We start from the raw sequence: 23,189 nt of genomic DNA, 5'->3' as shown, positions 1-23,189 counted from the left end.
GAGTATCGGAGACGGGCAGAGAGTCGGCAGATAGGTCCGAGAGAGACGACCGAGTCGAGAATCACGAACCGCTCGGGTGGCGACGATATTCTCTCGTTCACTTCTCCTCGACGTGGCGGATTTCGGAGGCGATACCGCGCGTGCTCTCGACCATTTCGCGGCCGAACATCTCGGCGCGGCCGACGGCGAACGCCTTCGGTCCCTCGACGACCACCTCGTCGCCGACGCGGATGTCCTCGTCGGCGTCGACGACGCCCGGCGCGAGCACGCTGCCGTGTGGGACGAAGCCGTCGATCTCGACGCGCTTCGTCGGCGCATCGCTCTCGAGCCACCGCCTCGCCCCCGCGAGCGTAAAGGACAGGGTGCCGTACTGGGGAACCATCGTCGCGAGCTGGGTCTCCTCGCGATCGCGAACCTGGATCTTGGGGTAGCGACCGGTCGTCTGGATGTCCTCGAAGAGGTCGTCGCCGGCACCGTCGCCCAGCAGGTAGTCCGCGAGGGCGCGGACGGTGTTGTGCTCGCGCTCGCGCTTCGGGTACTTCAGTTCGCCCGACAGCGCTTGCGAGAGGTTCGCGAGCGACTCGTCGTCGGTCGGGTGTTCGGCGACCGTGTAGGTGATATTGAGGTCGAGTCGGTCCTCGACGCGTTCGACGATGTCGCGGTAGCCCTCGTCGGGAACGTGGGCGATGATCTCCGGATACTCGTTGCGCTCGAGGTAGCGCTGCAGGACATCGGCGACGAATTGCTTTTCGTCTTCGGACCAGCGGCCGGTCACGACAGTGTCGTAGTGCTGGGCGGGGTAGGTCGTCTCGAGTTCCTGCGGGACGACGCCGATGGGGCTGGTCATCGAGACGAGGTGGGCGCGCCACTGAATCGCGTCGTGGAACTGGCGGTGGCTCTGGGACTCGCTGTAGGGTTTGGCGGCCGAACACGGGACCAGCACGAGCGGATTCTGGAAGCGGTTCCGGTACCGCGTCGTCACTCGATCGGCGAAGCGCTGGATCTCCACCCGGCGAAGGGTGTCCGCGGACGCGGCGTCGATCTGGGCATCGCGGAGGATGGGCGTGCGCTCCTCGAGATACCCCCACTGCGAGTCGAGTTCGCGCATCGCGGCAGTGAGCCACTGGTCGTGGCGGGCCTGTCCCTCGACGTAATCCCGGAGGCGGCCGTCCCGGATCCGACGGCGGACGATCGCCAGTTCTGCCTCGAGGACGTTGCCGTTGTGGTCCGCACAGTCCTCGCGCGTAAACTCCTCGCGGGGCTGTTGGCAGGCGGGACACGAACAGGGGAGCTCCTCGAGGTCCTCGAGGAAGTACGCCTCGTCGGTCGTCAGATAGCGGCCCTCGGTGCCTCTCACGACCGCGGCGGTCTCGTCGAACAGATCGACGCCGGCGTAGGCCAGCAGGGCGACGTTCCGCGGCGTCGCGACGCCGGAAAACAGCAGGGCGGTGTCGGCGGGGATCGCCTCGCGGGCGGCCACGACGGCCTCGACTAGCGCAGCGCCGTGACCCATCACCGACTGGACGTTCGAGAGGGCGTAGGCGTCCGTCCCCTGGGATTCGACGCTCTCGCTCGAGACGACAGCGACGCTGGGATACTCGACGTCGGGGGCGTCGACGGCGAAGGATTCCTGGACTTCCTCGGCGGTGCCGCCGGGGAACGCCCGGTGGGGAAGCACCGTGAGCCGCGACTCGTCGCCCGCGGGAATCTCGCGATCCTCGCTCCAGAGCGAACCCGCGTCCTCGAGGACGTCGTCTACGAGTGCGGGCGTCGTCACCGGCGAAGAGAGGCGGAGTTCGCCCACGCGCGCGGCCCCGTCACGCTCGTGTACTTCGAAATAATCGGTCATACTCGATATGACCGCGGCGAGCGAAAGAGGTTGTCGATAGCGAGCGGTCCCCACGGCCGGATTCCGAGCGCGCTCGAACTGCCGGCGAACGCCTCGAGGCGACGGATCTGGGTACTCCTACGAGCGATTCACGGGCCACATACCCGTCGTTTATCGTGAGAATTTTGGTGCGGATTACTGATAGCGAGAGCTGAATCCATCGATGCATGGTTTAGAAAATTAACCTTTAAGCACTTCCAGTTGGAGGTCTACCTATATGTCATCGGAAACAAAGCTGCGATCGACGGACGGGTTCAGAGCGTTTCTGGCCGTGTTTCTGGTCGCAGTCGTTGGGGTAGCGACGATCGGGCTGCCGATCGTCTTCGGGGGAATGACGACGACCGTCGAAGCGACCGAGCCGGAGCCCGAATTCGAATCGTACGACTCGATCTCGCAAGCCGAATCGCAACTCGGTTCGGCCGACGAGATCTACCTCGGGGAGAACGACAGCGCCGTCCTTCGCTACGACGATGAAACGGACGTCGACACGCTCGAGATGGGCATGGACGTCAGCGAAGGACTGGTCCACATGCTGGTGGTCGACGACATCGAGAACCCCGACGACGAGCTGGAATCGGCGAACGTCTCGGCGATCCTCGATCAGCAGGGTCTCTCCGGGAGCGGTTCGATGGTCATGCAGCAACCCGAGGACCTCGAGAACTTCGAACTCGACGTCTCCGGCGAAGTCTCCGAAGAGACGAACGAGTTCGAGGGATCCGCGTCCGGTACGTTCGACAGCGAGGCGACGACGACCGGAGCGGTCAGTACGAACGGTCACGTCACCGCGACGGCGGACCGACTCGAAACGAGCGGGAACGTGTCGGTCGACTCGCCCGGAGCGTCGGGTGCCGACGGGGCTGACGAGTATCTCGACGCCTCACTGCAGGAGACGAACAACGGCTACGAAGTCGGTGTCAGCCAGGAACGAACCGTTACCAGCTGGACGGCTGATCAGTGGGAGACGCGCGAACAGGCCGAGCAGACGCTTCAACAGCAATACGGCGTCTACGCCGCGATGCTGGGCGGGACCAGCAACATCGAGCTCACGAGCTACGACTTCGAAGAACGATCCGACGGCCAACACCGACTCGACATCGCATTCACCGTCGAGTACACTGGCATCGACGACGGCATCGAAGAGCAGCTCACGGATCAGCTGGCGAACGATCCGACAACCGATCTCAGCCGATCGGACGCACAGGAGGTCGCAACCAGCGTCACCGATCTCGAGATCGAGACCCTCTCGTTCACGATGGACGCGAGCGGTAGTTCGATGGATGTCGAGTGGGACGTCGCGCTCGAGAACTACAACGAACTCACGGTCGCGATGTTCGACCTCGCGGAAGCGACCGCCACGGACGACCAGCTACCGGAGGACCAACTCGAGAACGCACGAACGGCTATCGAAGCCCAGCAGGCGGCGGATCTCGATACGAAACTCACCTGGGACGGCTCGATCGAACAGACGTCGTCCGACGAGATGACGCTCGACGCCTCACTGACGAGCGACACCGATAATTGGGACGCCTACATCGACGAACTCGAGTCTCGAGGCGTCGACCGTCCGAACGACGTCACGTTCGACCTGTCGGCCGAAACCGACGGTGACCAGCTCGCGATCGACGGCGAGTTCGAACTCGGGGCCGAGGATCTGGCCAGTCAGGCGGTCAAAAACTGGGCGCAGTCGGCCCAGACCGGACCGACGTCGCCGACGTCCCCGGAAGCCGACCAGTTCGTTTCGGCGCTGGCAGAATCCGAACTCGAGGTCGCCCGCGTCGATGCGGGTATCGACGACGGCACGGTGCGCGTCGAAGGCGGGGCGCGGTTCGACGACATGAGTACGCTCACCGAGACGGTCAGCGAGAGCATGGCTATCAGCGGAATCGCGACCGAACAGGACGGAGACACCGCGTCGATGTACGTTCACGTCGACGATATGGGCGAAGTCGACACCGCGTCGGCGTCGAAATCCGATCTCGAGCAGTTCGACGTGGTCGACTCCGAGACCACCGTCCACCGGGCCGGCGAGTGGGACGACGAGCTGCCGACGATCGAGACCGACGAAATGAGCGAGTTCCTCGAGACGCAGGACGACGAAAACACGGCGGAAAGCGGCGACGAGGACGAAGACGACGGTTCCGATAGCGTTCCCGGCTTCGGAATCGGGATCGGACTCGCGTCGATCGCCGGGTTGCTAACGGCGCTCGTGCTTCGACGGCGAGCGTAACGCATCGGCGATCAGTGTGTGAACCGTTTCAGTTGGCACTTTAGGCGGTCTCGAGGAACGTCGCGGTCGCCGACGTGTGCCCGCGGTTGAACGAGAGGACTTTGATCCGGATCACGTCGGTCGGCTCGCAGCCCCCGGGAACGTCCTCGACGAAGACGACGAACCCTTCGATCTTGCCGACCGCTTGTCGCTCGCCGGAGTGGTGGTCGGTAAACTCGCTGATAGCGACGGTCTCGACGTCGCCGATCTCGACCGGTGGGTCGCGTTTCTGGGCCGCTTTGTGACGGTCCCGAGATTGCCGCTCGTCCGCGGAGCCACCGCGGATCCGTTTGACTACCCACGAGCCGATCACGAGGACGACGAGCAGGCCGATACCGAGCACCGCTTGATCGAGCATACTGAAACGGGCCGGCGCGTGGGGCTTCCATGTTCCGATTCCGCCGGTGCGTCGGTGACCGGGGGCGATCACCGCGTGTCGGAAACGCTTTTCCCCGACGGCGCGACGGACGAGCACGGCTCTCGAATCGCCGCTGCCCTTTTATCTCCCCGTCCGTTCGAATACGTCGTGACTTCCTCATTCAGCGGATCGACCGGCGACGACATCGACGAGCCGCTACACATCGCCGTCATTCACGCTGTTGCAGCGCACCGGGGCGCGGATCCGATCGAGTTGCCGCCCCTCTACGAGTGGATCGACCCCGATTCGCTGGACGCCCTCTTCGAGCCGACCCGACGCGGCGGCCCCCGACGCGGCCGGCTCGAGTTCACCTACGACGGCCACGCGGTCGCCGTGGACTGCGCCGACGACGTCACGATTTCGGTCGACGGCTCGCCAGCCGTCGAGGCGATCACGGCCGGATCCGACCGCGGGTCTCCCACCGGCGCGTAACTCGAGTTGTCGGTCATCCCCGCGTCAGACTGACGGACGACGATTTTCATTTTGCACCGGAATCCGCCCGACTGGAATGGGTTTTTCCGCCGCGTGATTCGATCCGAGCGCTGCGCTCAGCTCGCTTCGAGCGATGCCGATCGACCGAACGACGACTGACGCTGTATCCGTCACCGTACCGACGGAAGTTTGGCAGTGGGAACCCGTCGCCACCGGCCGTCGTCGTCACCGGCCGTCGGTACTCCGGAGATCGACTAGGTCGACGGAGTCCGGAACGCGCTCGAGGACGCCCGCGGGCCATCCCCGATGTGCGAGCGTGAGCGCAGCGTCCGGATTCACCTCGACGAGCCGAGCGACGCCGTCGGCCGCGGCCTCGAGCGCCGCCCGATCGGTCCGCTCGGGGACTTCCGCGGTGAGGGGATAGCTCCTCGAGAGCGCCCGGGGGAACGGTCCGAACGGCGGCTCGACGCGCCAGGAATCGTCGAACTCGTCGCTTCGCGGGGAATCTCCCTCCGTGAGTAGCAGGGAGTCGGGGACGGACAGCCGCTCGAGGCGCTCGTGGTGGCGGACGACTTCCGGGCGGCGCGCGCTCTCGTGGGAGGTGTAGAAAAACGAGCCCTTCGAGACGGGATCCGAGCGCTCGAGTTGGGCGGCGTGGTCGAGTAGCGTGCGGTAGCCGTCGAGCATCGTCGGGTGGGCGCGGGCGCGCTGCTCGACGAGTTCGAGCAGGTTGCCGGCGCGGATCGCCTCCTTGATCCGGCGGATTTCGGCGAAGGTGACGTGGAGGTTGTGGGCGGCCAGTTCCGACTCGCGTTCGTCGTCGGGCAGCGCGCGGAGTTCGTCGGGCGAGTGAGCGGTACAGACGGCACACGAACAGGGGAGATACTCGAGATCCGCGAGCTGGCGGGTTCCCCGCACCGTCAGATAGCGGTCGTCGCGGGCGTAGAGCGCGTAGGCCGCCGAGTCGAACAGGTCACAGCCCGCGGCGACGGCGAGCGCGAACATCATGGGGTGGCCGGCACCGAAGAGGTGGACCGGCGCGTCGGCACCGAGCCCGCGCTTGGCGGCGGCGACGACGTCGATCATGTCGTCGTACCGGTAGTCGTTCAGCAGCGGGACGACCGCGCCGACCGGAAAGACGTCGAGATCGGTCCCGTCGGCGTGTCGACCGGCGCGCTCGCGGAGGTCCGGATAGGTCGACCCCTGCACCGGCGCGCTGATGAGCATCTCGCCGGTGTCGGCGGCCTCGGCGATCTCGAGTCGCTTCTGCGTGGTCTCGAGGTCGGTTTCAGCTCGTTCGTGGGAGACGTCCGGTGGGGTCGGAATGTCGACCGGCGTGGCGATATCGGAGCCGATCTCGTGCTGGAAGGCGAGGATCTCCTCGGTCGTCACGTCGATGGAGCCGTATTCCGACAGCTGAAAGGAGCCGGAGTCGGTCATGATCGCACCCGGGAAATCCAGGAGGGCGTGCAGACCCTCCTCGAGGGCGCGTTCGTGAAGGGTATCGTCGCCGTGGATGATGTAGGAGTTCGTGATCAGGATCTCCGCGCCGAACTCCGTGGCGAGCCGGCGAGGGCTGATCGTATCCAGATTCGGATTAATCACCGGCAGCAGCGCCGGGGTCTCGACGGTGACGTCGGCACGGGGGACGGTGAGTTCCCCGATGCGACCGCCAGCGTCGGTGTCCCGGACTTCGAAAGACTCGCGCATTATCTGCGGGTTGGACCGTCGGACGTAAGTCGTGACGGTTTTTGCCTGACTGACCGGAGCGGCGCGACTCGTTTCGGACCGTTTGCGCGAGGCTTCCGAGACGAAGAGAGCCGAGAGCGATCCCGTGATCAGTGAGGAGGGGAGACGAAGGCGCTTTACGCTGCGGGCCGCTTTCGTCCCCTAATGAGTAAACCCACGCCCGACGTCTACGAGCAGGGCAAGGGCATGGACGCCCACAATCAGGCGATGCGGGAGATCCGCTCTCGCAAGGAGGCCAGCTACGATCCCCACGAGCCCACGCGCGTCTGGCTCGACGAGGACAACACTCCCGACGGCGTCAAGACGAGTCTAACGATCATTCTCAACACCGGCGGCTGCCGGTGGGCCCGCGCCGGCGGCTGTACGATGTGTGGCTACGTCGCCGAGAGCGTCGACGGCGGCTCCGTGAGCCACGAGGCCCTGATGGACCAGATCGATATCTGTCTGGAACACGAGGAAGACAACGCCGACGAGACGGCCGATCTCATCAAAATCTACACCTCCGGATCCTTCCTCGACGAGCGCGAGGTCGGCGCGGAGAGCCGACGGGCGATCGCCGACACCTTCGCCGACCGGGAACGCATCGTCCTCGAGTCCCTGCCCGACTTCGTCGACCGCGAGAAGATCGGCGACTTCACGCAACACGGCATCCACACGGATATCGCGATCGGCCTCGAGACGGCCACCGACCGCGTGCGACACGACTGCGTGAACAAGTACTTCGACTTCGCGGACTTCGAGGACGCCTGTGCGGAAGCCGCCGTTGCAGATGAGAACGCTGTCGGCGACACGGCGGCCGGGATCAAGGCCTACCTGCTGATGAAGCCGCCCTTCCTCACCGAGTCCGAAGCCGTCGCGGATATGATCTCGTCGGTCGAGCGCTGTGCCGATGTCGACGGCTGCCACACCGTCTCGATGAACCCGTGTAACGTCCAGCGCTACACGATGGTCGACGACCTCTATTTCAACGATGGGTACCGCCCGCCGTGGCTCTGGTCGGTGGCACACGTGCTCGAGGAGACGGCGGCCGTCGACGCCATCGTCGTCTCGGATCCGGTCGGCCACGGCTCCGATCGCGGCCCGCACAACTGCACGGAGTGCGACGACCGCGTCCAGAAGGCGATCAAGGACTTCGACCTGCGGCAGGATCCGTCGGTGTTCGAGCAGGTCTCCTGTGAGTGCGAACTGACGTGGGAGACCGTCATCGAGCGCGAGCGGAGCTTCAATCAGCCGCTGACTCGATAGCGAAAACACCGACAGTTGCCGACCTGATGGCTTCAGGTTGTGGAAGCCGGGTGCACTTATTTCACTCCCGTCCCGGTACCGTTGCGTATGGCACTTCCGTCGTTCTCGGACTACTGGAACGAGATCGAGCCCACGCTGTTGATCCTCGTCGGATTCCTCCTGTTCGTCTTTCCCGAGCCCGCGACCTCCGCGCTGGGTGCGGGGCTCATGCTACTCGGTGTCAGCTGGTGGTTCTACGAGTGGGGCCGCTGAGCCCTAATCGCCGGTCGCCGGTTCGTCCACTAACGCCCGAACCGATTCCGTGTCGGCGCGGGGCACCTCGAGCGTGACGACGGTGCCGCGAGGGTCGTTGTCCGCAAAGGAGAGCCGCCCGCCGGCCTGTCTGACGATCCAGTTGACCAGCCAGAGCCCGAGGCCGCTCCCGTGGCGAAGCTGCGTGATCTCCCGGTCGCCCTCGAGCAGTTCTCGCTCCTCGCTTGGCATGCCGGGACCGTCGTCTGCGATCGACACGGTCACGGTCTCGTCGTCCGGTCGATCCCGGAGCGTTACGTCGATCGCCGGTCGCGCCCGATCGCTGTGCTCGACGGCGTTTTCCAGGATCTGGAAGACGGCCGTCTGGAGGTACTCGTCGGCCCGGGCGAACGTTCGGTCCGGCAGCGAGCAGTCGATGTCCACCTCGTGGGCGCGCTCGAGGCGGTCGGCTGCTCGTTCGACGGCCGCGGAGAGATCGATCGGTCCGGCCGGGGTCTCCTCGCGGTCGAGCACCCGCTCGACGGCGCGAGTCTTCTCCGCGAGGCCGGTGAGTTCGCTCGCACGATTTCGGATGGTCTCGACGTACTCGTGGTCCGCGCCGTCGATGCTGTCGGTGAGCATCTCGGCGCAGCCGTTGATAATGTTCATCCCGTTGCGCAGGTCGTGGCGGAGAACGCGATTGAGGATCTCGAGGCGCTTTTGGCGCTGCTTCTGGGCGGTAATATCGGTATAGAGCCCGAAGGCGCGATCCGACGATCCGTCCATCTCCATCGGAACGACGCGAAGCCTGAAGTCGCGCAGTCCGTTCGCGGTTCGCCGTTTGACCTCGGCGTCGCCGATCTCGCCTCGACTTCCGCGGCGATTGAGCGTGTCGGCGTCGGCCGTTCTCTCGGTTGGAACGACGTACTGATCGAGCGGGCTACCGACGAGTTCATCCTCCTCATAGCCGAAGATTCGCTCGAACGCCGGGTTGACTTCCTCGACCACGGGGCCGTCCTCGAGTTGCGTAACGCTGACGACGGCGTCGGGGACGTTCTCGAACAGCGCCGCGAACCGGTCGCGCTCCGTTCGGAGACGCTCTTCGAACGCGATCCGATCGAGCGAGTCGGTGACGTGCGAGAGCAACAGCTCCGCCAGTTCTTCGTCGGCCGGCGTGAACGAGTCCGGCTCCGTCGAGGCGGCCAGAAATACGCCCCGCTCGGTGATTGGAACGCACAGGACCGACTGGCAGTCATCCGCGTTCGGAATCGAGTCGGCCGCGTCGATCTCATCGATCCGTGCGGGTCGCTGTGTGCGGTAGGTCCTCCCGGCGACGGTATCGTCGAGCGGTATCCGCGCGTCGAGATCGATCTCGAGGGTCGACGAAACTGCCTTTGGAACGAGTGATTCCCCTTGAGACAGCGCGACCCAGCAGGCGTCGAAGTCGAGGACGTCTTCGGCCGCTTCGACAGTCAGGTCGTAGATCTCCGCGTGGCTCTCGCAGCTGTCGAGCCGGGAAGCAACGTCGTGGAGCCCTTCGATCTTCGACTTGCGATCGACGAGCTTCCGTTCCATGCGTTTGCGGTCGCTGATATCGCGTGCGATCCCGACCGTCCCCCCGACCTCGCCGTCGGAGCGCAACAGCGCCATGTTGACCTCGCTCGGGATCCGCTCGTCGTCGGGACCAGTCAGCGTGACCTCGTAGGTCGCGACGCGTCGGGAATCGTCGGACAGGAGCGCCCGAGCGTGTCGTCTGCCGCGCTCGATGCTGGCGTCCGTGAGGATTTTCGAGACGTGCTCGCCGATCAGTTCGTCGCGGTCGTAACCGGTCGCGCCCATCATCGTCTCGTTGACGGTGACCAGATACCCCTCGGTATCGAGCTGGTAGACGCAGTCACCGACCGTCTCGACGACGGTCTTCGTCCGCTCGAGTTCGCGCTCGCGAGCCGCCCGGTCGAGCGCCGCTTCGGCGGTCGTGGCGAGGACGCGGATGAGGTGTCTCTCGGCGTCGTCGAGTTCGTCGCCGCCCGAGGACGCGACCGTCAATAGCCCGTGCTCGCCGAGCGGCTGGATGACCGCGTTTCCGACGCTGGCCTCGATGTCGTACGGGATACGGCCCGTCGAGACGGTGTCGACGACAGCCGGCTCGCCATCGGTGTAGGCGTTCCAGAGGGTGGTGTACTCCGGACCGATCGTCGAGATGTCGTCGGTGGACTCGTCGAGCGCCGCCGTCGTCCCGGCGAGTTCGAGCGTCTCCGTCTCCTCGTCGTAGAACCTGATCGCGGCCAGGGACCGATCGATCACGTCCTCGGTCGCCGTCATCACGATGTCGGCGATTTCGTCGGTCGATTCCGCTCGCAGCAGCTCGTGAGTGGTCTCCTGGAGCGCCTCGAGCGCGTTCGCGCGCTTGCGCTCCGCGGTGACGTCCTGTCCGAACGAGAGGACGCCGACGATTTCCCCGTCCTCGACGAGCGGCGTGTTGACCCACTCGCAGGTTATCGGCGTCCCGTCCCTGTCGACGTTGCGATTCACCTGTCGGGACGGCAGTCCGTCGGTGTCGCCGCCGGTGAGGGCGTCCCAGTACTCGAGTACCTCTCGACGTTCGTCGTCTCGAACGAGCAACTCCATTGCCGATTTACCCCTGGCCTCGTCGGCGGTGTAGCCGAACAGTTCGGTCGCCGCGGGGTTCCAGTTGCGGACTTCGAACGCGAGGTTCCACTCGATGATCGCAAGCGGCGACTGCTCGACGAGTAGTTCGAGGCGGCTCGAGGGGTCCTCCGCCAGCTCCGGCATGGTGGTATCAACCGCGTCGATTGTCGATCGCGTCCCGGATAACCGGTCGTCGAGTACCGCTTCCAGCCGCGTCACGAGCGTTTCGACGCCCTGATCGCGAGGAACGTAGCCGTCGGCCCCCGCGGCGACGACCGCGCCCGCGAGCGCTTCGCTGCCGTCGGCGGGAAACACGACGATCGGAACGTCGGATCGCTCTCGGACCGCCCGACAGCACTCGACGGGGTCAGCGTCGCGGGCCGATCCGGCGATCACGACGCAGTCGACGCGCTCGAGGCGCGCCAGACACGCATCGGTCGACCGAACTGTTTCGGTCGCGACGCCGCGCTCCTCGAGGGCGCGTTCGACGGTGGCTCCCGCATCGGCAGTAGCGCCGATAATGCGGGCGCTCGGTCGGCTATCCCGTCCCATTCCCTGTATTCCAGTCGACTCTAACGAACGCCGACACTATTACTGTTCGACTCGACTCAGATTCTGAGTCGTCGTTCGCTACCTACGGTGTGTATATCGAAAATAGGCTCCTCAGTGGTTCTCTACCGTGTTATGGAGATTCAAAACCCCGGAGGACTCCCTGTCCGTCGGTCGGACCGATGTCGGGAAGAGTCGCGCGCTCGGGGTGGGGCATCAACACTGCGACGGACTTGCGCTCGCCGAGGATGCCGGCGACGTTGTGTTTGGACCCGTTCGGGTTCACGTCGGAGCCCGTTTCACCGTTTTCGTCGCAGTACCGAAAGAGGATTCGTCCCTCGTCCTCGAGTTCGGCTAGCCGATCGTCGTCGATTTCGTAGCGCCCCTCACCGTGGGCGATGGGAACTTCGATGACCTCGCCCTCGTCGTAGGCGGCGGTCCAGGGCGTGTCGTTGCGTTCGACGCGCAGGGAGACGTGTTCGCACTGGAAGCGAGCGCTCTCATTGGTCGTGAACGCTCCCTCGGTCAGGCCGGACTCGCAGCCGATCTGTGCGCCGTTACAGACGCCGAGCACGGGAACACCCTCGGCTGCGGCCTCGCGGACCTCGGCCATAATCGGCGAGCGGGCCGCCATCGCCCCCGCACGGAGGTAGTCGCCGTAGGAGAACCCGCCCGGAAGGACGATCCCGGTTGTGTCCGCAGGGAGACCGTCCTCGTGCCAGACGATCTCGGCGTCGATCTCGAGGTGTGCGAGGGCGCGTTCGGCGTCGCGGTCGCAGTTCGAGCCGCCGAACCGAAGTATTGTGACGGTCATCTACCGCTCGTCGACCTCCACGTCGTAATCGTGGATCGTCGGGTTCGCAAGCAGCCGTTCGGCCATCTCGTCCGCTCGCTCGCGCGCGCCGTCCGCCGAGTCGGCCTCGAGGTCGACCTCGAACCGGTCGGCCGCCCGCAGCTCCTCGAGTTCGAAGCCCAGCCGCTCGAGGGCTTGCTTCGTGGTCTCGGCCTCGGGATCGAGAACGCCCCGTTTGAGTCGAACCGTCACCGTCGCGGTGTAGGCGGTCATTATCTGATACCCCGTAACCGTGCTCAAAAACGCTTTCGCCTTGGCACCGCAATACACGTTCGTGGATACCGATGAGCCGCTGACGGCGAACGGGTGGCGTCGCCGGTTTCCGGTCGGCAGTCGCACGGCGGCCGATGGGAGTCGCCCGACGGCCGCGCTACGTTACTCGCGCGACGACGATGTCTCCCGTCGCGTGAACGGTGACCGTGTACGCGTCCAGCTGGAACGATACCTGTCCGGTGTTGCGGCCCGCGGTTCCGTTCGTCGGCTGGAAGAGCGTCTCGAGACTTTCCGGGTTGATCCGGTCGTAGAGCCGTTCGACCTCCGTCGGGTCGATTTCCGAAAGCTCCGCGACTGTTGAGACGATCGTGTTGGTAAGCGAGTCCGTTCCCGTCCAGTCGTGTGAGACGAACGCCGTCTCCCGGTCGCGATCGATACGTGATCGGCCGTGGTCGTGTGGTGTTACCGTCATTGTGTTCACCCTTCGGCTGGCGACTGTCACTAAGAGTGACTGGAAAATCGTTCCACAGTAACCGGCATAAAACCCTGTCAGACATGTTACAGCGCGTTGTACGACAAAATAAACGAATTCAGGAGACGGGCGAGGGACTGATAGCGACCGTCCGTCATACGTCTGACGAACGCGATGTCGTAACCGAGAACCGTGCCTCCCGTGGCGAGTCGTCCGGGGTGAACCGGTGCGATGACCGGCCGCTCGATGACCGGCCGCTGATCCGTGTCTGACGACCGTTTCACCGCTCGAGCGGTCGGAATCGATTGTCGACACGCTGACGACACGGTGCTCGGGGCCCGTTGTCGACACCTCGCTACCGCACTGTCCGCAATCGAACCCCGTCAGCGTCACGGACTCTCCGCATCATTACAGGGACGATTGTGCCGTCCGAAGCACGCCTCGCGGGCGATTCTCACGGACCTCCACGGAAAGCAGGACTTTTAGCCGCTCGTGGACTGAGTTTCGTCGTGATGACGCGACACTCGCTCGAGCGGAGGTGGCAGCGGTGACGACCGACGTGACTGAAATCACGGTAATCGGAGACGACGACACCGGGCTCATTGCCCGGGTGACCAGCCTCCTGTTCGAGCGCGGGATCAACATCGAGGACCTCGATCAGGCGGTTCGCGACGACGTCTTCCGGATGTATCTCGCCGTCGACACCGCTGACATGGTCTGTACGGAGGACACGCTTCGGGACGACCTCCGCGACCTCGGCGACGACCTCGGACTCGACGTGCAGGTCCGATTCCCCGCCGACCGCGAGAACCAGCAGATCGCCGTCCTCGTCACGAAGGAGAGCCACTGCCTCGAGGCGCTGTTCGAGGCGTGGGCCAACGACGAACTCGGCGCGGACATCGGCGTCGTCATCGGCAACCACGACGACCTCCAGCCGCTGGCCGAGCACTACGACGTGCCGTTCCACGACATCGGCGACGAGGGCGGCCAGCAAAACGAAGACCAGTTGCTCGAACTCCTCGCGGAGTACGATGTCGACCTGATCGTGCTCGCGCGATACATGCGGATTCTCAGCCCGAACGTCGTCTTCCGCTACGAGGATCGAATCATCAACGTCCACCCCTCGCTACTGCCGGCGTTCCCCGGCGCGGAAGCCTACCGGCAGGCCGTCGAGGAGGGCGTCCGGGTCGCGGGCGTCACCGGTCACTACGTGACGACCGACCTCGATCAGGGGCCGATCATCACCCAGCGCGCGTTCGACGTCCCCGACGACGCCGACCTCGAGGAGATGAAACGCCGCGGCCAGCCCCTCGAGGCCGACGCCCTGCTCGAGGCCGTCCAGCTTCACCTGAACGGCGACGTCTCGGTCCACCGCGGCCGAACGTCGGTCCGGGAGAACGGCACCGACTACCAGCTCGGTCTCCCCGAGGAGATCAAGGAGTTCACACCCGACAGGCCGGTCGACGGGATCGGTAGCGTGGTCGCGAAGGATCAGTAGCTGAGCGGGGATACCGCCGGTCGTCCGCCGGTGTCCCGAATTTCTCTCTCGTTCTCCGCGACTGCGACGACGAGCGCTGGCTGATCGTCTCGGGGCTCATCGATAGTCGCACACGAGGCGGATAGCTGATCACGTCCCAGCGGTAAAGCCCTGTTCGCGACACGACGCTCGAGGGGACGTGTGACGGTGACGGGACTCGGAATCGGCGTCCGAGGATCAGGCGCCGGACGACGCCTCCCAGATATCCCGGCAGTCGTCGCTGCAGAAGTGTTTGTAGACGGTCGTCCCGTCTTCGACCGTCGTTATCACGCGCTGTTCGGCGGACGATCCAACGGAATCGCCGCAGTGTCGACATTCGGGTGTGTCCTCGTCCGTCGAGTCAGTCATCGGTTGACAGGTGGGACGTGACACACTTTAACGAATCCATTTCGGCCGTATCGGCCACGGGCGGCCAAATTTGCCGGTGCAGGTTCCGCGTGAGCGGACCCCGTCCGATCGCGTGGTTCGCTTTCGGCGTCGCGACGCGTTCTCCAGATCGATCGCCACAAGCCCCGGTTCGGCCACCTCGCGATCGGTGACGAGGGCTCGAGTCGTCGGGCCATCACAACTATTTTCGTTCCGTACTATCGGTCGTTCGAGACTGTACAGGCGCTTGTAGTCGGTTCCGGGAGCAGTACGCTTATCGCCGGCAACGGCATACATTGGTATGTTATGGCACAGCAAAACGTCGACCAGGAATTGTTCGTCGACCAGTACACGCTCGGCCTCGTCGGTCCCGATCAGGAATGGGCGGGGACCGTCGCGGACGGCGGGACGATCGAGACGTACACGCCGCCGGGTTGCTGGGGGCCGATGGTCACGCCCGAGTTCCACGGCGGTCACGAGGTCACTCGACCGATCCGCGTCGAGGGGGCGTCCGTCGGCGACGCCGTCGCGCTTCACATCCGGGACATGTCGGTGACGAGCATGGCGACGAGCACGGGGTCGATGGCCGAGCGGGAGGGTGCGTTCGGCGACGACCCGTTCGTCGATCACCGCTGTCCGGAGTGTGGCACCGAGTGGCCCGAGACGATCGTCGAGGGTACGGGGGAAGACGCGATCAAGTGCGCCGAGTGCGGCGCGAACGCCTCCTCCTTCGGCTTCGAGTACGGCTACACCGTCGCCTTCGACGACGATCACACCGTCGGAATCACCCTCGACGAGGACGCTGCCCACGAACTCGCGAACGACGCCAGCGAGGTGATGGACATCCCCGAGAATTCCCGGCAACACCCCATCTTGCTGTACGAACCCGACGAGATGCCCGGTACCCTGGGACGGCTACGTCCGTTCATCGGAAACATCGGAACGACCCCGCCGATCACGATGCCCGACTCGCACAACGCCGGCGACTTCGGCCAGTACCTCATCGGTGCCGAGCACGATTACGGCGTCGAGAGCGAGGGCGATCTCGAGGATCGAACCGACGGTCACATGGACATCCCGCAGGTCCGACCGGGTGCGACGCTGATCTGCCCGGTCAAAATCGACGGAGCCGGCGTCTACGTCGGCGATCTGCACGCGAACCAGGGCGACGGCGAACTCTCCTTGCACACGACAGACGTGAGCGGGACCGTCACGATGGACGTCGAGGTCATCGAGGGCCTCGAACTCGACGGGCCGGTCCTCCTTCCCAACGAGGACGAACTGCCGTTTATCAGCAAACCCTACAGCGACGAAGAGCGCGAGGCGGGCCGCGAACTCGGCGCGGAACACGGCGTCGACGTCGAGGACGATATGGGCCCGATTCAGGTCGTCGGCTCCGGTGCGACGGTCAACGACGCCACGCAGAACGCCTTCGACCGCGCGACGAAACTGCTGGACATGAGCGAGGGCGAGGTCCGCTCGCGGTGTACGTTCACCGGCGGCGTCCAGATCGGCCGCCTTCCCGGCGTCGTCCAACTCGACATGCTCGCGCCGATGGCCGTCCTCGAGGACCGCGGCATCGACCACCTGGTGCGCGAGCAGTACGATCTATAGGCTCACCGAATTCCTTCTTTTGCGGTGGCGCGCGCTGTGGCGCGGTGAGCCGACGGCGAGCCGCGCAACGAAATTGTGCGAGGGATGAGCGAGCGGTGCGAGGCGCGAACGGAGCGAGCGCCTCGGAAAGCGAACGGCGACCAGCGGGAGCCGTGAGCAGCGAGCGAATCGGCTGGGGAGGGCGTGGCGATTCCGTGTCGCCACGATAGCAGCGAACTCTGACCGTATCGTCCACTACACCGTATGCCTGTTGGGCAGCCCGATATGATCATCGTTCGTCTATATTTCGCGTCCATCGTAGGCCGCGAGCAACTCCTGCAGATGCGCTTTGACCGCCGTTGCTCGAGCGACCGTCTCGCAAGGCAGTGCCGGTGGCGGATTGTACAGTTTCTCCCCGATCCACGAGAGCAGCTTCCCCACGGCATCGTCCGGTAGGTCTCCCGGCTCCCAGGCGAGCGCGAGCACCGTCCCGTCCTCCTCGAGCGTCGCCCGCTCGAGATTCGTCAGCCCGTAGCACGTCGCTTTCCGGCCGTCGAGCGTCTCGATGCAGAGCGACCCGCCCTGTATTCTCCACCGCCGATCCTCGGCGGCCCACTCGAAGTAGGTCTCTGTGGGAACCAGACACGCGTCGTGCCCGTTCAGCCCGACGATTTCACCGGGCTGGATCTCCGCTCCGAGCAGCGTCGCATCGACTCCTGCATCCGAGTGATGGGGGATCGCCTCGAGTACGGGCGTTCCGCCGGCGTGGCACTCGAGTTGAAACACGAAGTGTGCGCCGACGATGCCGTCCGTAAGCGACGCCAACTCGAACAGGACCGCTCGTCCGGCTTCGGTCGTCGTTGGAACGCGCCACGCGGTAGTCTCGTTTCGATCCTTCTCCGGGAGTCGTTCCAGTCGATCCCGAACGCCATCCCACACTCGCCGACAGTCGTCGCCGTCCGGGTCCATCCCCATCTCCTCCTCTCGAACTCGGACGACCGCAGCCGTCGTGTCGGGAAGGACCAGCTCGAGGAGGGCTCGGAACTCCGCGGCGAAGCCCTCGCACTCGAGGTGGTGTGTTCGGCTCAGCTCGGCGGACATATCCTGACGTCTATTTCCGGCTGAAATATGGCTTGTTCGGACTCTCGGCTCGTTCGGACTCTCGGCTCGTTCGGACTCTCGGCTCGTTCGGACTCTCGGTTCGTGTCTCCCCGCTCCGCAGATCCACCCTGTACGGCGGGAACCAACGACAGCGATGCTCCCTCCGGAACCCGATCCTCGAACTCCGCGCGCTCGCCGTCGATCGAGACCCTGACGCTCGCCCGAATCTCCTCGCGGTCGTAGAGGTGTGGCTCCGCTCGCGGGTACGACTCGACGAGGGCCGCGATGGCGTCGGCGACAGTGTCGCCCGACCACTCGAGGGTTACCGTCTTGTCGCCGGTCGCGCTCCGGACGGGCCCATACACGGTAACTACCGTCTCCATGGTTGATCAGCGGTACGACGGGAGAAGAACCTGACTACTGGGTCGCCGTCGAGGGATGAAAAACGAGCCGCTCGAGACTCAGTCGTCGCTCGGTTCGTCACTGCGCGCGGCAGTCGAGGCCGCGTCTTGGTCCCCGATCCACTTCGAGGAGTAAAGCGGTGCGACGGCGAACCCGACCAGCGCGAACACGAACAGTGCCAGCATGAGGCCTGCGACGGCCGTGATCCCGGTTGTGAGAGTGAATAGGACGATACTCGCTGTGATTCCGCCGGCGATAGCGGGGGTCATTTGCTGTCATCCGGTCCTAGCTTGGCCCCCAATATGAGGGTTACTCTGTCCGACCGGTTTGTGGATCGATACCACCGTTCGCGGTTCGACGGGGCTGGATTCGCGGTTCGAATCTCGGAACGGGGTCCGCATCACTCAGAGTCGGCGCACTGCACCGATCGCGCTCGAGAGCGGCGGCGCGTCGAAGAACTCCTGACCGGTGTAAGCGTTGGCACCGGCACAGTACAGGTCGCTGGCGGTCTCGAGGACGTCCGAATCGAGCGGCTCGGGGGCTTCGTCACAGAGGGACTTCCAGTCAGCGACGTCTTCTTGCTTCGCTTGCGCCTTGGCGGCGTCGACGGCTTGCACCCACTCGGGCTGGGTTCGCTTGTGGTACTGGCGGAGCACTTCCTTCGAGAGCTGGGTACCCTCGTAGCTAAAGCGGTTCTCGTCGAAGGTGCCGACGACGTCGGCGACGCGGATCTCGCCGTTCGCGGGCCCGCTGGCCCGCTCACCATCGGCGGCGGTCGCCGCCCCATAGTACAGACACTCGATCTTGCCGTCCTCGTGGACCAGTCCGGCGGAGTCGGCCTGCTCGGTGACGATCCGGTTGACCTCGCGGGCGAGCGACTCGAGGTCCTCGATCGACGCCGTCCCGGCGATCGAATCGGCTTCCTCGCGCTCGAGGTGGCGGTCCCCCTCCTCGTACTTCGTGGTGAACTCGACGATCGGCTCGTCGAGGTCGACGGCCTCGTCGGGCCAGCTATCGAGCGCGAGGCCGTGATCGGCGGGCTCGGTCCGACTGCGCAAGCTCGAGCCGACGGGGACCCGGTTGCGGAAGACGATCTCGAGGGGGATCAGGTAGTTCTCGCCGGCCGCGTCGTGGTAGCGCTCGTAGTCGTACTCCCGACCGTCGTTGGGGAGGTCGGGCACCTGCGTGAGGTCGATGGCCATCTCCCAGGGCGGGTGGGTCGCGTCCTCGAGCCCGACGACATCACCGTTCTCGACCACGCCGCGGTAGTGAGTGGGAACGCCTTCGGCCTCGAGCAGTTCGAAGTTGAACGCGCCCATCGTACAGAGACTCGCGCCCTTCCGGGGAATCTGGTCGGGCATCTTCCCCCAGTCGAACACGGAGTAGTCGTCGGTGAAGACGAACGACCCGCGACCGAGCTCCTCGTCGGTCGCGTCTTCCTCGATGCGGAACTCTTTGACGCTCGTCACGCGAGACACCTCAGGACGTGTTCGCCGCCGTCGATCATACTCCAGTTGCCGTGTCCGGACCGTAAGAAGGTTTCAGTATCTGGTCGATGGCCCGTGAGCGGTGACGCTCTCTCTCGTTCAGACCTCGGTTTTCGCACACTCTCAACCGTCTTCGACGGTCGCGAGCAGTTCTTCGGCCTCCTGATGCAACGGCCCCTCGAGCGGGTCGTCGTGGACGAGTTCCCGGAGGGTCGAGTCGCACTGGGGCGTCGCTAACTCCTCGAGGGCCTGGCGACGATACCGCTCGCCGATGCGCTCCGTTCGGACGAGCGCCTCGAGTTCGTCGCACTCGTTCGCGGTTCTCAGTTCCCGAATTGCGCCCACCCGCTTTTCCTCGGCGGCTTCCTCGTCGTGGGCGAGATCGACGCATTCCTCCGGCGTCCGTGAACTCATGCGTGAGCGTTCGCGGTCCACGCCGATAATTCCGGGACCTGCGTTCGACGGACGGGCGGACCGTGACCGAAGCGGCGGTTCGACGGCAGGGAGCGTCCGGTCGGTGTATTTTCCGACTCGAGACCGAACGCGATTGCGTGCAGATACCGATTTCGGCCCGGGACGCTGCGTCCGACCGCCGCTCATCCGCGGGCCGACGATCGCGACGAATCGGCGACTCGTTCGGTCTCGAGGTGGCGACGAGATGAATCCGATCCTGTTCGGTCTCGGGATACTCCTGCTCGCCGCCGTCGTCGCGGATCTCCTGTGGACGACGCTCTGGGTCGAGGGGGGTGCCGGGCCGCTCACCTCGTGGCTGATGGCGGCGACGTGGAGCGGGTTCCGGCGGGTCGGCGATCGGGGCTCTCGCTTGCTCACCCTCTCGGGGCCGTCGATCCTCGTCGTCGGTCTCGTCACTTGGCTCGTCCTCCTCTGGGCCGGTTGGACGCTCGTCTTCGCGAGCGCCGAATACCCCCTCATCGATACGGTCGACGGGAGTCCGATCTCCTGGTCGGACCGGATTTACTACACCGGCTACACGATATTCACCCTGGGAATCGGCGACCTCGTTCCGCGCGAGGGACCGTGGCAGATCGCGACGACGCTCGCGACGGCCAGCGGGATGCTCTTCGTCACCCTGAGCGTCACCTACGTCCTCTCCGTTCTCGACGCCGTCACGCAAAAGCGGTCGTTCGCGAGCAGCGTGAGCGGTCTCGGGGACCAAAGCGACGGGATCCTCCGAACCAGTTGGAACGGCGAGGAGTTCGACGGACTGGCGCTGTCCCTGAACGAACTCACGTCGCAGCTGAACACGCTCACGGCGAACCACAAGGCGTACCCGATTCTCCACTACTTCCACAGCGGGCAGACCGAACGAGCGCCGGTGACGAGCGTCGCTCTCCTCGACGAGACGCTCACGCTGTTGCGGTTCGGGGTTCCCGAGCGGGACCGTCCCAGCGACACGATCGTCAGAAACGCGCGGGCGAGCGTCGATAGCTATCTCGGAACGCTCGACGACGCGTTCATCGACCCCGCCGATCGGTCTCCGCCGGCCCCGTCGCTCGAGCCGCTGCGCGATGCGGACGTGCCGACCGTTTCCGACGGGGCGTTCGACGCGTCCGTGGCGGACCTGCGCGAGCGCCGCCGACTGCTGCTCGCGCTCGTCGAATCGGACGTCCGACAGTGGCCGACCGCGGAATCGGCGTGACCGTCGTCTCGCCTCGAGACCGATCCCGGACAGTTCGTCGGGTCCGCTCCATGGCCGACCTGACGGTGCGCCTCGAGCGACGGCTGTATCGTCGTCCCCGCGATTCCGCATTCACCATGCTTTTCTCGCTGTACGAGTATCGTTTCCTCGATGGAGCGACCGGTGACCGAGGCCGACTTGACGTTCGATCACGTTCCCGAGACCGACCAGTCGTTCGAGAACGCACTGACAAAGGCACGCGACGGCGACCGGCTCACGGTCGACGACGCGATCGAGTTACTCACGACGGGAACCGAGAGCGAGGGGATCGATCGAAAACGCAAGGAGCGCGTGCTCGAGGCGGCCGACCGACGCCGCGCCGAGCAGGTCGGCGAGGAGGTCACCTTCATCGCGAACCTGAACAACAACGTCACGACGGCCTGTAACGTGGGCTGTCTCTTCTGTAACTTCAAGGACGCCGCCCACACCTTCGAGCGCGAGACGGAGATCGAGACCGCCGGGTTCACGAAGACGCCCGCGGAGTCACGCGAGATCGTCGCCGACGCCGTCGATCGCGGTATTTACGAGGTTACGTCGGTCTCCGGGCTTCACCCCGCGTTCGCGCTCGACGAGGAACACCGGGAGATCCTCGACGATCACCCGAACCCGAAGGAAGTCAACTACAAGCCCCCGAACTGTACGACACCAGTCCCGGCACCTACGCGGACCAGCTGTCGGCGATGAGCGTCGACGGGGTGCACGTTCACTCGATGACGCCCGAGGAGGCCTACCACGCCCGCCGCGGTACCGACTGGTCCTACGAGGAGGTCTACCGACGGCTGAAGGAGGCGGGGCTAGATACCGTTCCCGGAACCGCAGCGGAAATCCTCGTCGAGGAGGTCCGCGACGTAATCTGCCCCGGCAAAATCGGTACGGACGACTGGCTCGAGGCCATGGAGGCGGCCGCGAACGTCGGCCTCGGGATGACGGCGACGATCATGTACGGCCACGTCGAGAACGAGGCCCACCGCGCGATGCACCTGAAGCGGATCCGGGAGCTGCAGGATCGGACCGGAAACATCACCGAGTTCGTCCCGCTCTCCTTTATCCATCAGAACACGCCGCTGTTCGAACACGATGTCGTCTCGGGCGGCGCGAGCATCGACGAGGACGAACTGATGATCGCCGTCTCGAGGCTGTTCCTCGATAACATTGACCACATCCAGTCCTCGTGGGTCAAGTACGGCGACGAACAGGGGCTGAAACTGCTCAACTGTGGGGCCGACGACTACATGGGAACGATCCTCTCCGAGGAGATTACGACCCGTGCCGGCGGCGAGCACGGCGAGTTCCGCTCCTTTTCGGACTACGTCGAGATGATCGCTTCGATCGGTCGAGTCCCGGTCGAGCGCTCGACCGACTACGAGCAACGCCGCGTCATCGACCCCGACGACCCGCCCTTCGGCCCCCGGCTCGGGCCGAAAGCCGACGGGACGGCGCTGCTGACTCGCGAAGAACGGGACGAACGCGATACCGTCCCCGCAGACGACTGATCGGAGAGCCGCGTCGATTGGTCTCGAACAGCTCTCTGACGCTCTAAAGCCGTTGCTTCTGTACCGAAGTGCGAATTTAGCACGGCAGGGATCGGTGCAGACAAGCGGCGTATCGCTCGAGACTGATCAACCGCTATGTGGTGGCGCGCGCTGTCGGCCGTCCGAGCGTCGCGAGGTGCGAACACAGTGAGCACCTCGGAAAGCGAACGGTGACCGGAGGGAACCGTGAGCCAAGCGAGGGCGGCCGATGACACTGCGCGAGGTTGTCGCGAGTGGAACGAGTGACAGCTTGGAAGACGCTTTGCGTCTTCCAGTGGATGAACGAGAGAGCGGAGTGATCGAGCGTTAGCGCGGGACCAGAGGTCCCGCGAACCATGCGAATAGTGCGAGACCGGAGGTCTCGCATACCATGCGAACGGCGGCGGAGCCGCCGTGAGCAGACGGGCGCTGCGCGCCCGTGAGCAGCAATCGGCTGGGGAGGGCGTGGCGATTCCCTGGTGCCACGATAGCAGGACATCCTTCCTGTTCACAGTTACTCGTGACTCA

General features: G+C 65.0%; 19 protein-coding genes and 2 pseudogenes. 8 read left to right on the top strand and 13 right to left on the bottom strand.

The window, feature by feature from the left end; all coding sequences use genetic code 11:
• Positions 1-97: 97 nt before the first annotated feature.
• Positions 98-1,849: an archaeosine synthase subunit alpha gene (gene arcS, locus CP556_RS03705; RefSeq protein WP_098724396.1), complete on the bottom strand. Its 1,752-nt coding sequence runs from the start codon at positions 1,847-1,849 to the stop codon at positions 98-100.
• Between the two features lie 256 nt (positions 1,850-2,105).
• Between arcS and CP556_RS03700 the strand changes: the two genes are divergently transcribed.
• Positions 2,106-4,115, top strand: a complete 2,010-nt coding sequence (locus CP556_RS03700; protein WP_098724395.1) for a hypothetical protein — start codon at positions 2,106-2,108, stop codon at positions 4,113-4,115.
• Positions 4,116-4,155: 40 nt separating this feature from the next.
• Here the strand turns inward: CP556_RS03700 and CP556_RS03695 are convergent, their stop codons facing one another.
• Positions 4,156-4,512: a TRAM domain-containing protein gene (locus CP556_RS03695; RefSeq protein WP_098724394.1), complete on the bottom strand. Its 357-nt coding sequence runs from the start codon at positions 4,510-4,512 to the stop codon at positions 4,156-4,158.
• A gap of 168 nt (positions 4,513-4,680) precedes the next feature.
• Between CP556_RS03695 and CP556_RS03690 the strand changes: the two genes are divergently transcribed.
• Positions 4,681-5,004 (top strand): HalOD1 output domain-containing protein, encoded by a 324-nt coding sequence (locus CP556_RS03690; protein WP_098727272.1) that lies wholly within the window; start codon positions 4,681-4,683, stop codon positions 5,002-5,004.
• 225 nt (positions 5,005-5,229) lie between these two features.
• On the opposite strand, the gene tgtA is transcribed toward CP556_RS03690, so the two are convergent.
• Positions 5,230-6,714 (bottom strand): tRNA guanosine(15) transglycosylase TgtA, encoded by a 1,485-nt coding sequence (tgtA, locus tag CP556_RS03685; protein ID WP_098724393.1) that lies wholly within the window; start codon positions 6,712-6,714, stop codon positions 5,230-5,232.
• A gap of 183 nt (positions 6,715-6,897) precedes the next feature.
• On the opposite strand from tgtA, the gene CP556_RS03680 reads away from it, so the two are divergent.
• Positions 6,898-7,998, top strand: a complete 1,101-nt coding sequence (locus tag CP556_RS03680) for an archaeosine biosynthesis radical SAM protein RaSEA (RefSeq protein WP_098724392.1) — start codon at positions 6,898-6,900, stop codon at positions 7,996-7,998.
• A gap of 87 nt (positions 7,999-8,085) precedes the next feature.
• Positions 8,086-8,250 (top strand): hypothetical protein, encoded by a 165-nt coding sequence (locus CP556_RS25775; RefSeq protein WP_176548111.1) that lies wholly within the window; start codon positions 8,086-8,088, stop codon positions 8,248-8,250.
• Positions 8,251-8,253: 3 nt separating this feature from the next.
• Here CP556_RS25775 and CP556_RS03675 read toward each other — a convergent pair whose 3' ends face one another.
• From CP556_RS03675 to CP556_RS03660, 4 genes are all read right to left on the bottom strand, one after another.
• Positions 8,254-11,430 carry a PAS domain S-box protein gene (locus tag CP556_RS03675; RefSeq protein ID WP_098724391.1) on the bottom strand — a complete coding sequence of 1,059 codons (3,177 nt, stop codon included), beginning with the start codon at positions 11,428-11,430 and terminating at the stop codon, positions 8,254-8,256.
• 130 nt (positions 11,431-11,560) lie between these two features.
• Positions 11,561-12,241, bottom strand: coding sequence for a phosphoribosylformylglycinamidine synthase I (gene purQ, locus CP556_RS03670; protein WP_098724390.1), 681 nt, complete (start codon positions 12,239-12,241; stop codon positions 11,561-11,563).
• Positions 12,242-12,493 (bottom strand): phosphoribosylformylglycinamidine synthase subunit PurS, encoded by a 252-nt coding sequence (purS, locus tag CP556_RS03665; RefSeq protein ID WP_098724389.1) that lies wholly within the window; start codon positions 12,491-12,493, stop codon positions 12,242-12,244. It abuts the gene before it with no gap.
• A gap of 157 nt (positions 12,494-12,650) precedes the next feature.
• Complete coding sequence (locus CP556_RS03660) at positions 12,651-12,965, bottom strand: HalOD1 output domain-containing protein (RefSeq protein WP_098724388.1); 315 nt, start codon at positions 12,963-12,965, stop codon at positions 12,651-12,653.
• A 538-nt stretch (positions 12,966-13,503) separates the two neighbouring features.
• Between CP556_RS03660 and CP556_RS03650 the strand changes: the two genes are divergently transcribed.
• The gene (locus CP556_RS03650; protein ID WP_176548110.1) at positions 13,504-14,463 is read left to right on the top strand and encodes a formyltetrahydrofolate deformylase; all 960 of its coding nucleotides are present in this window, start codon (positions 13,504-13,506) and stop codon (positions 14,461-14,463) included.
• 216 nt (positions 14,464-14,679) lie between these two features.
• Here CP556_RS03650 and CP556_RS25770 read toward each other — a convergent pair whose 3' ends face one another.
• Entirely contained in the window at positions 14,680-14,850 is a 171-nt protein-coding gene (locus CP556_RS25770) for a DUF7576 family protein (protein WP_176548109.1), read from the bottom strand.
• A 324-nt stretch (positions 14,851-15,174) separates the two neighbouring features.
• On the opposite strand from CP556_RS25770, the gene CP556_RS03645 reads away from it, so the two are divergent.
• Positions 15,175-16,482 (top strand): acetamidase/formamidase family protein, encoded by a 1,308-nt coding sequence (locus tag CP556_RS03645; RefSeq protein ID WP_098724385.1) that lies wholly within the window; start codon positions 15,175-15,177, stop codon positions 16,480-16,482.
• Positions 16,483-16,761: 279 nt separating this feature from the next.
• Here CP556_RS03645 and CP556_RS03640 read toward each other — a convergent pair whose 3' ends face one another.
• The 5 genes and pseudogenes from CP556_RS03640 to CP556_RS03620 form a co-directional block, all read right to left on the bottom strand.
• Complete coding sequence (locus tag CP556_RS03640) at positions 16,762-17,562, bottom strand: hypothetical protein (RefSeq protein WP_098724384.1); 801 nt, start codon at positions 17,560-17,562, stop codon at positions 16,762-16,764.
• Between the two features lie 119 nt (positions 17,563-17,681).
• Positions 17,682-17,945, bottom strand: a pseudogene (locus CP556_RS03635) (MoaD/ThiS family protein); the annotation flags it as partial.
• Positions 17,946-18,023: 78 nt separating this feature from the next.
• Positions 18,024-18,233 carry a hypothetical protein gene (locus CP556_RS03630; RefSeq protein ID WP_098724382.1) on the bottom strand — a complete coding sequence of 70 codons (210 nt, stop codon included), beginning with the start codon at positions 18,231-18,233 and terminating at the stop codon, positions 18,024-18,026.
• A gap of 135 nt (positions 18,234-18,368) precedes the next feature.
• Positions 18,369-19,433, bottom strand: a complete 1,065-nt coding sequence (locus CP556_RS03625; protein ID WP_098724381.1) for a phosphoribosylaminoimidazolesuccinocarboxamide synthase — start codon at positions 19,431-19,433, stop codon at positions 18,369-18,371.
• A gap of 141 nt (positions 19,434-19,574) precedes the next feature.
• Positions 19,575-19,865, bottom strand: coding sequence for a hypothetical protein (locus CP556_RS03620; RefSeq protein WP_098724380.1), 291 nt, complete (start codon positions 19,863-19,865; stop codon positions 19,575-19,577).
• A 244-nt stretch (positions 19,866-20,109) separates the two neighbouring features.
• Here CP556_RS03620 and CP556_RS03615 point away from each other — a divergent pair, with 244 nt between their 5' ends.
• The gene (locus CP556_RS03615) at positions 20,110-21,111 is read left to right on the top strand and encodes a potassium channel family protein (protein ID WP_098727271.1); all 1,002 of its coding nucleotides are present in this window, start codon (positions 20,110-20,112) and stop codon (positions 21,109-21,111) included.
• A gap of 150 nt (positions 21,112-21,261) precedes the next feature.
• Positions 21,262-22,643, top strand: a pseudogene (gene cofH / locus CP556_RS03610) (7,8-didemethyl-8-hydroxy-5-deazariboflavin synthase subunit CofH).
• Positions 22,644-23,189 lie beyond the last annotated feature (546 nt).

This window comes from Natrinema sp. CBA1119, assembly GCF_002572525.1.
Taxonomy (GTDB): domain Archaea; phylum Halobacteriota; class Halobacteria; order Halobacteriales; family Natrialbaceae; genus Natrinema.
This window is presented reverse-complemented; position numbering and strand designations above follow the sequence as displayed.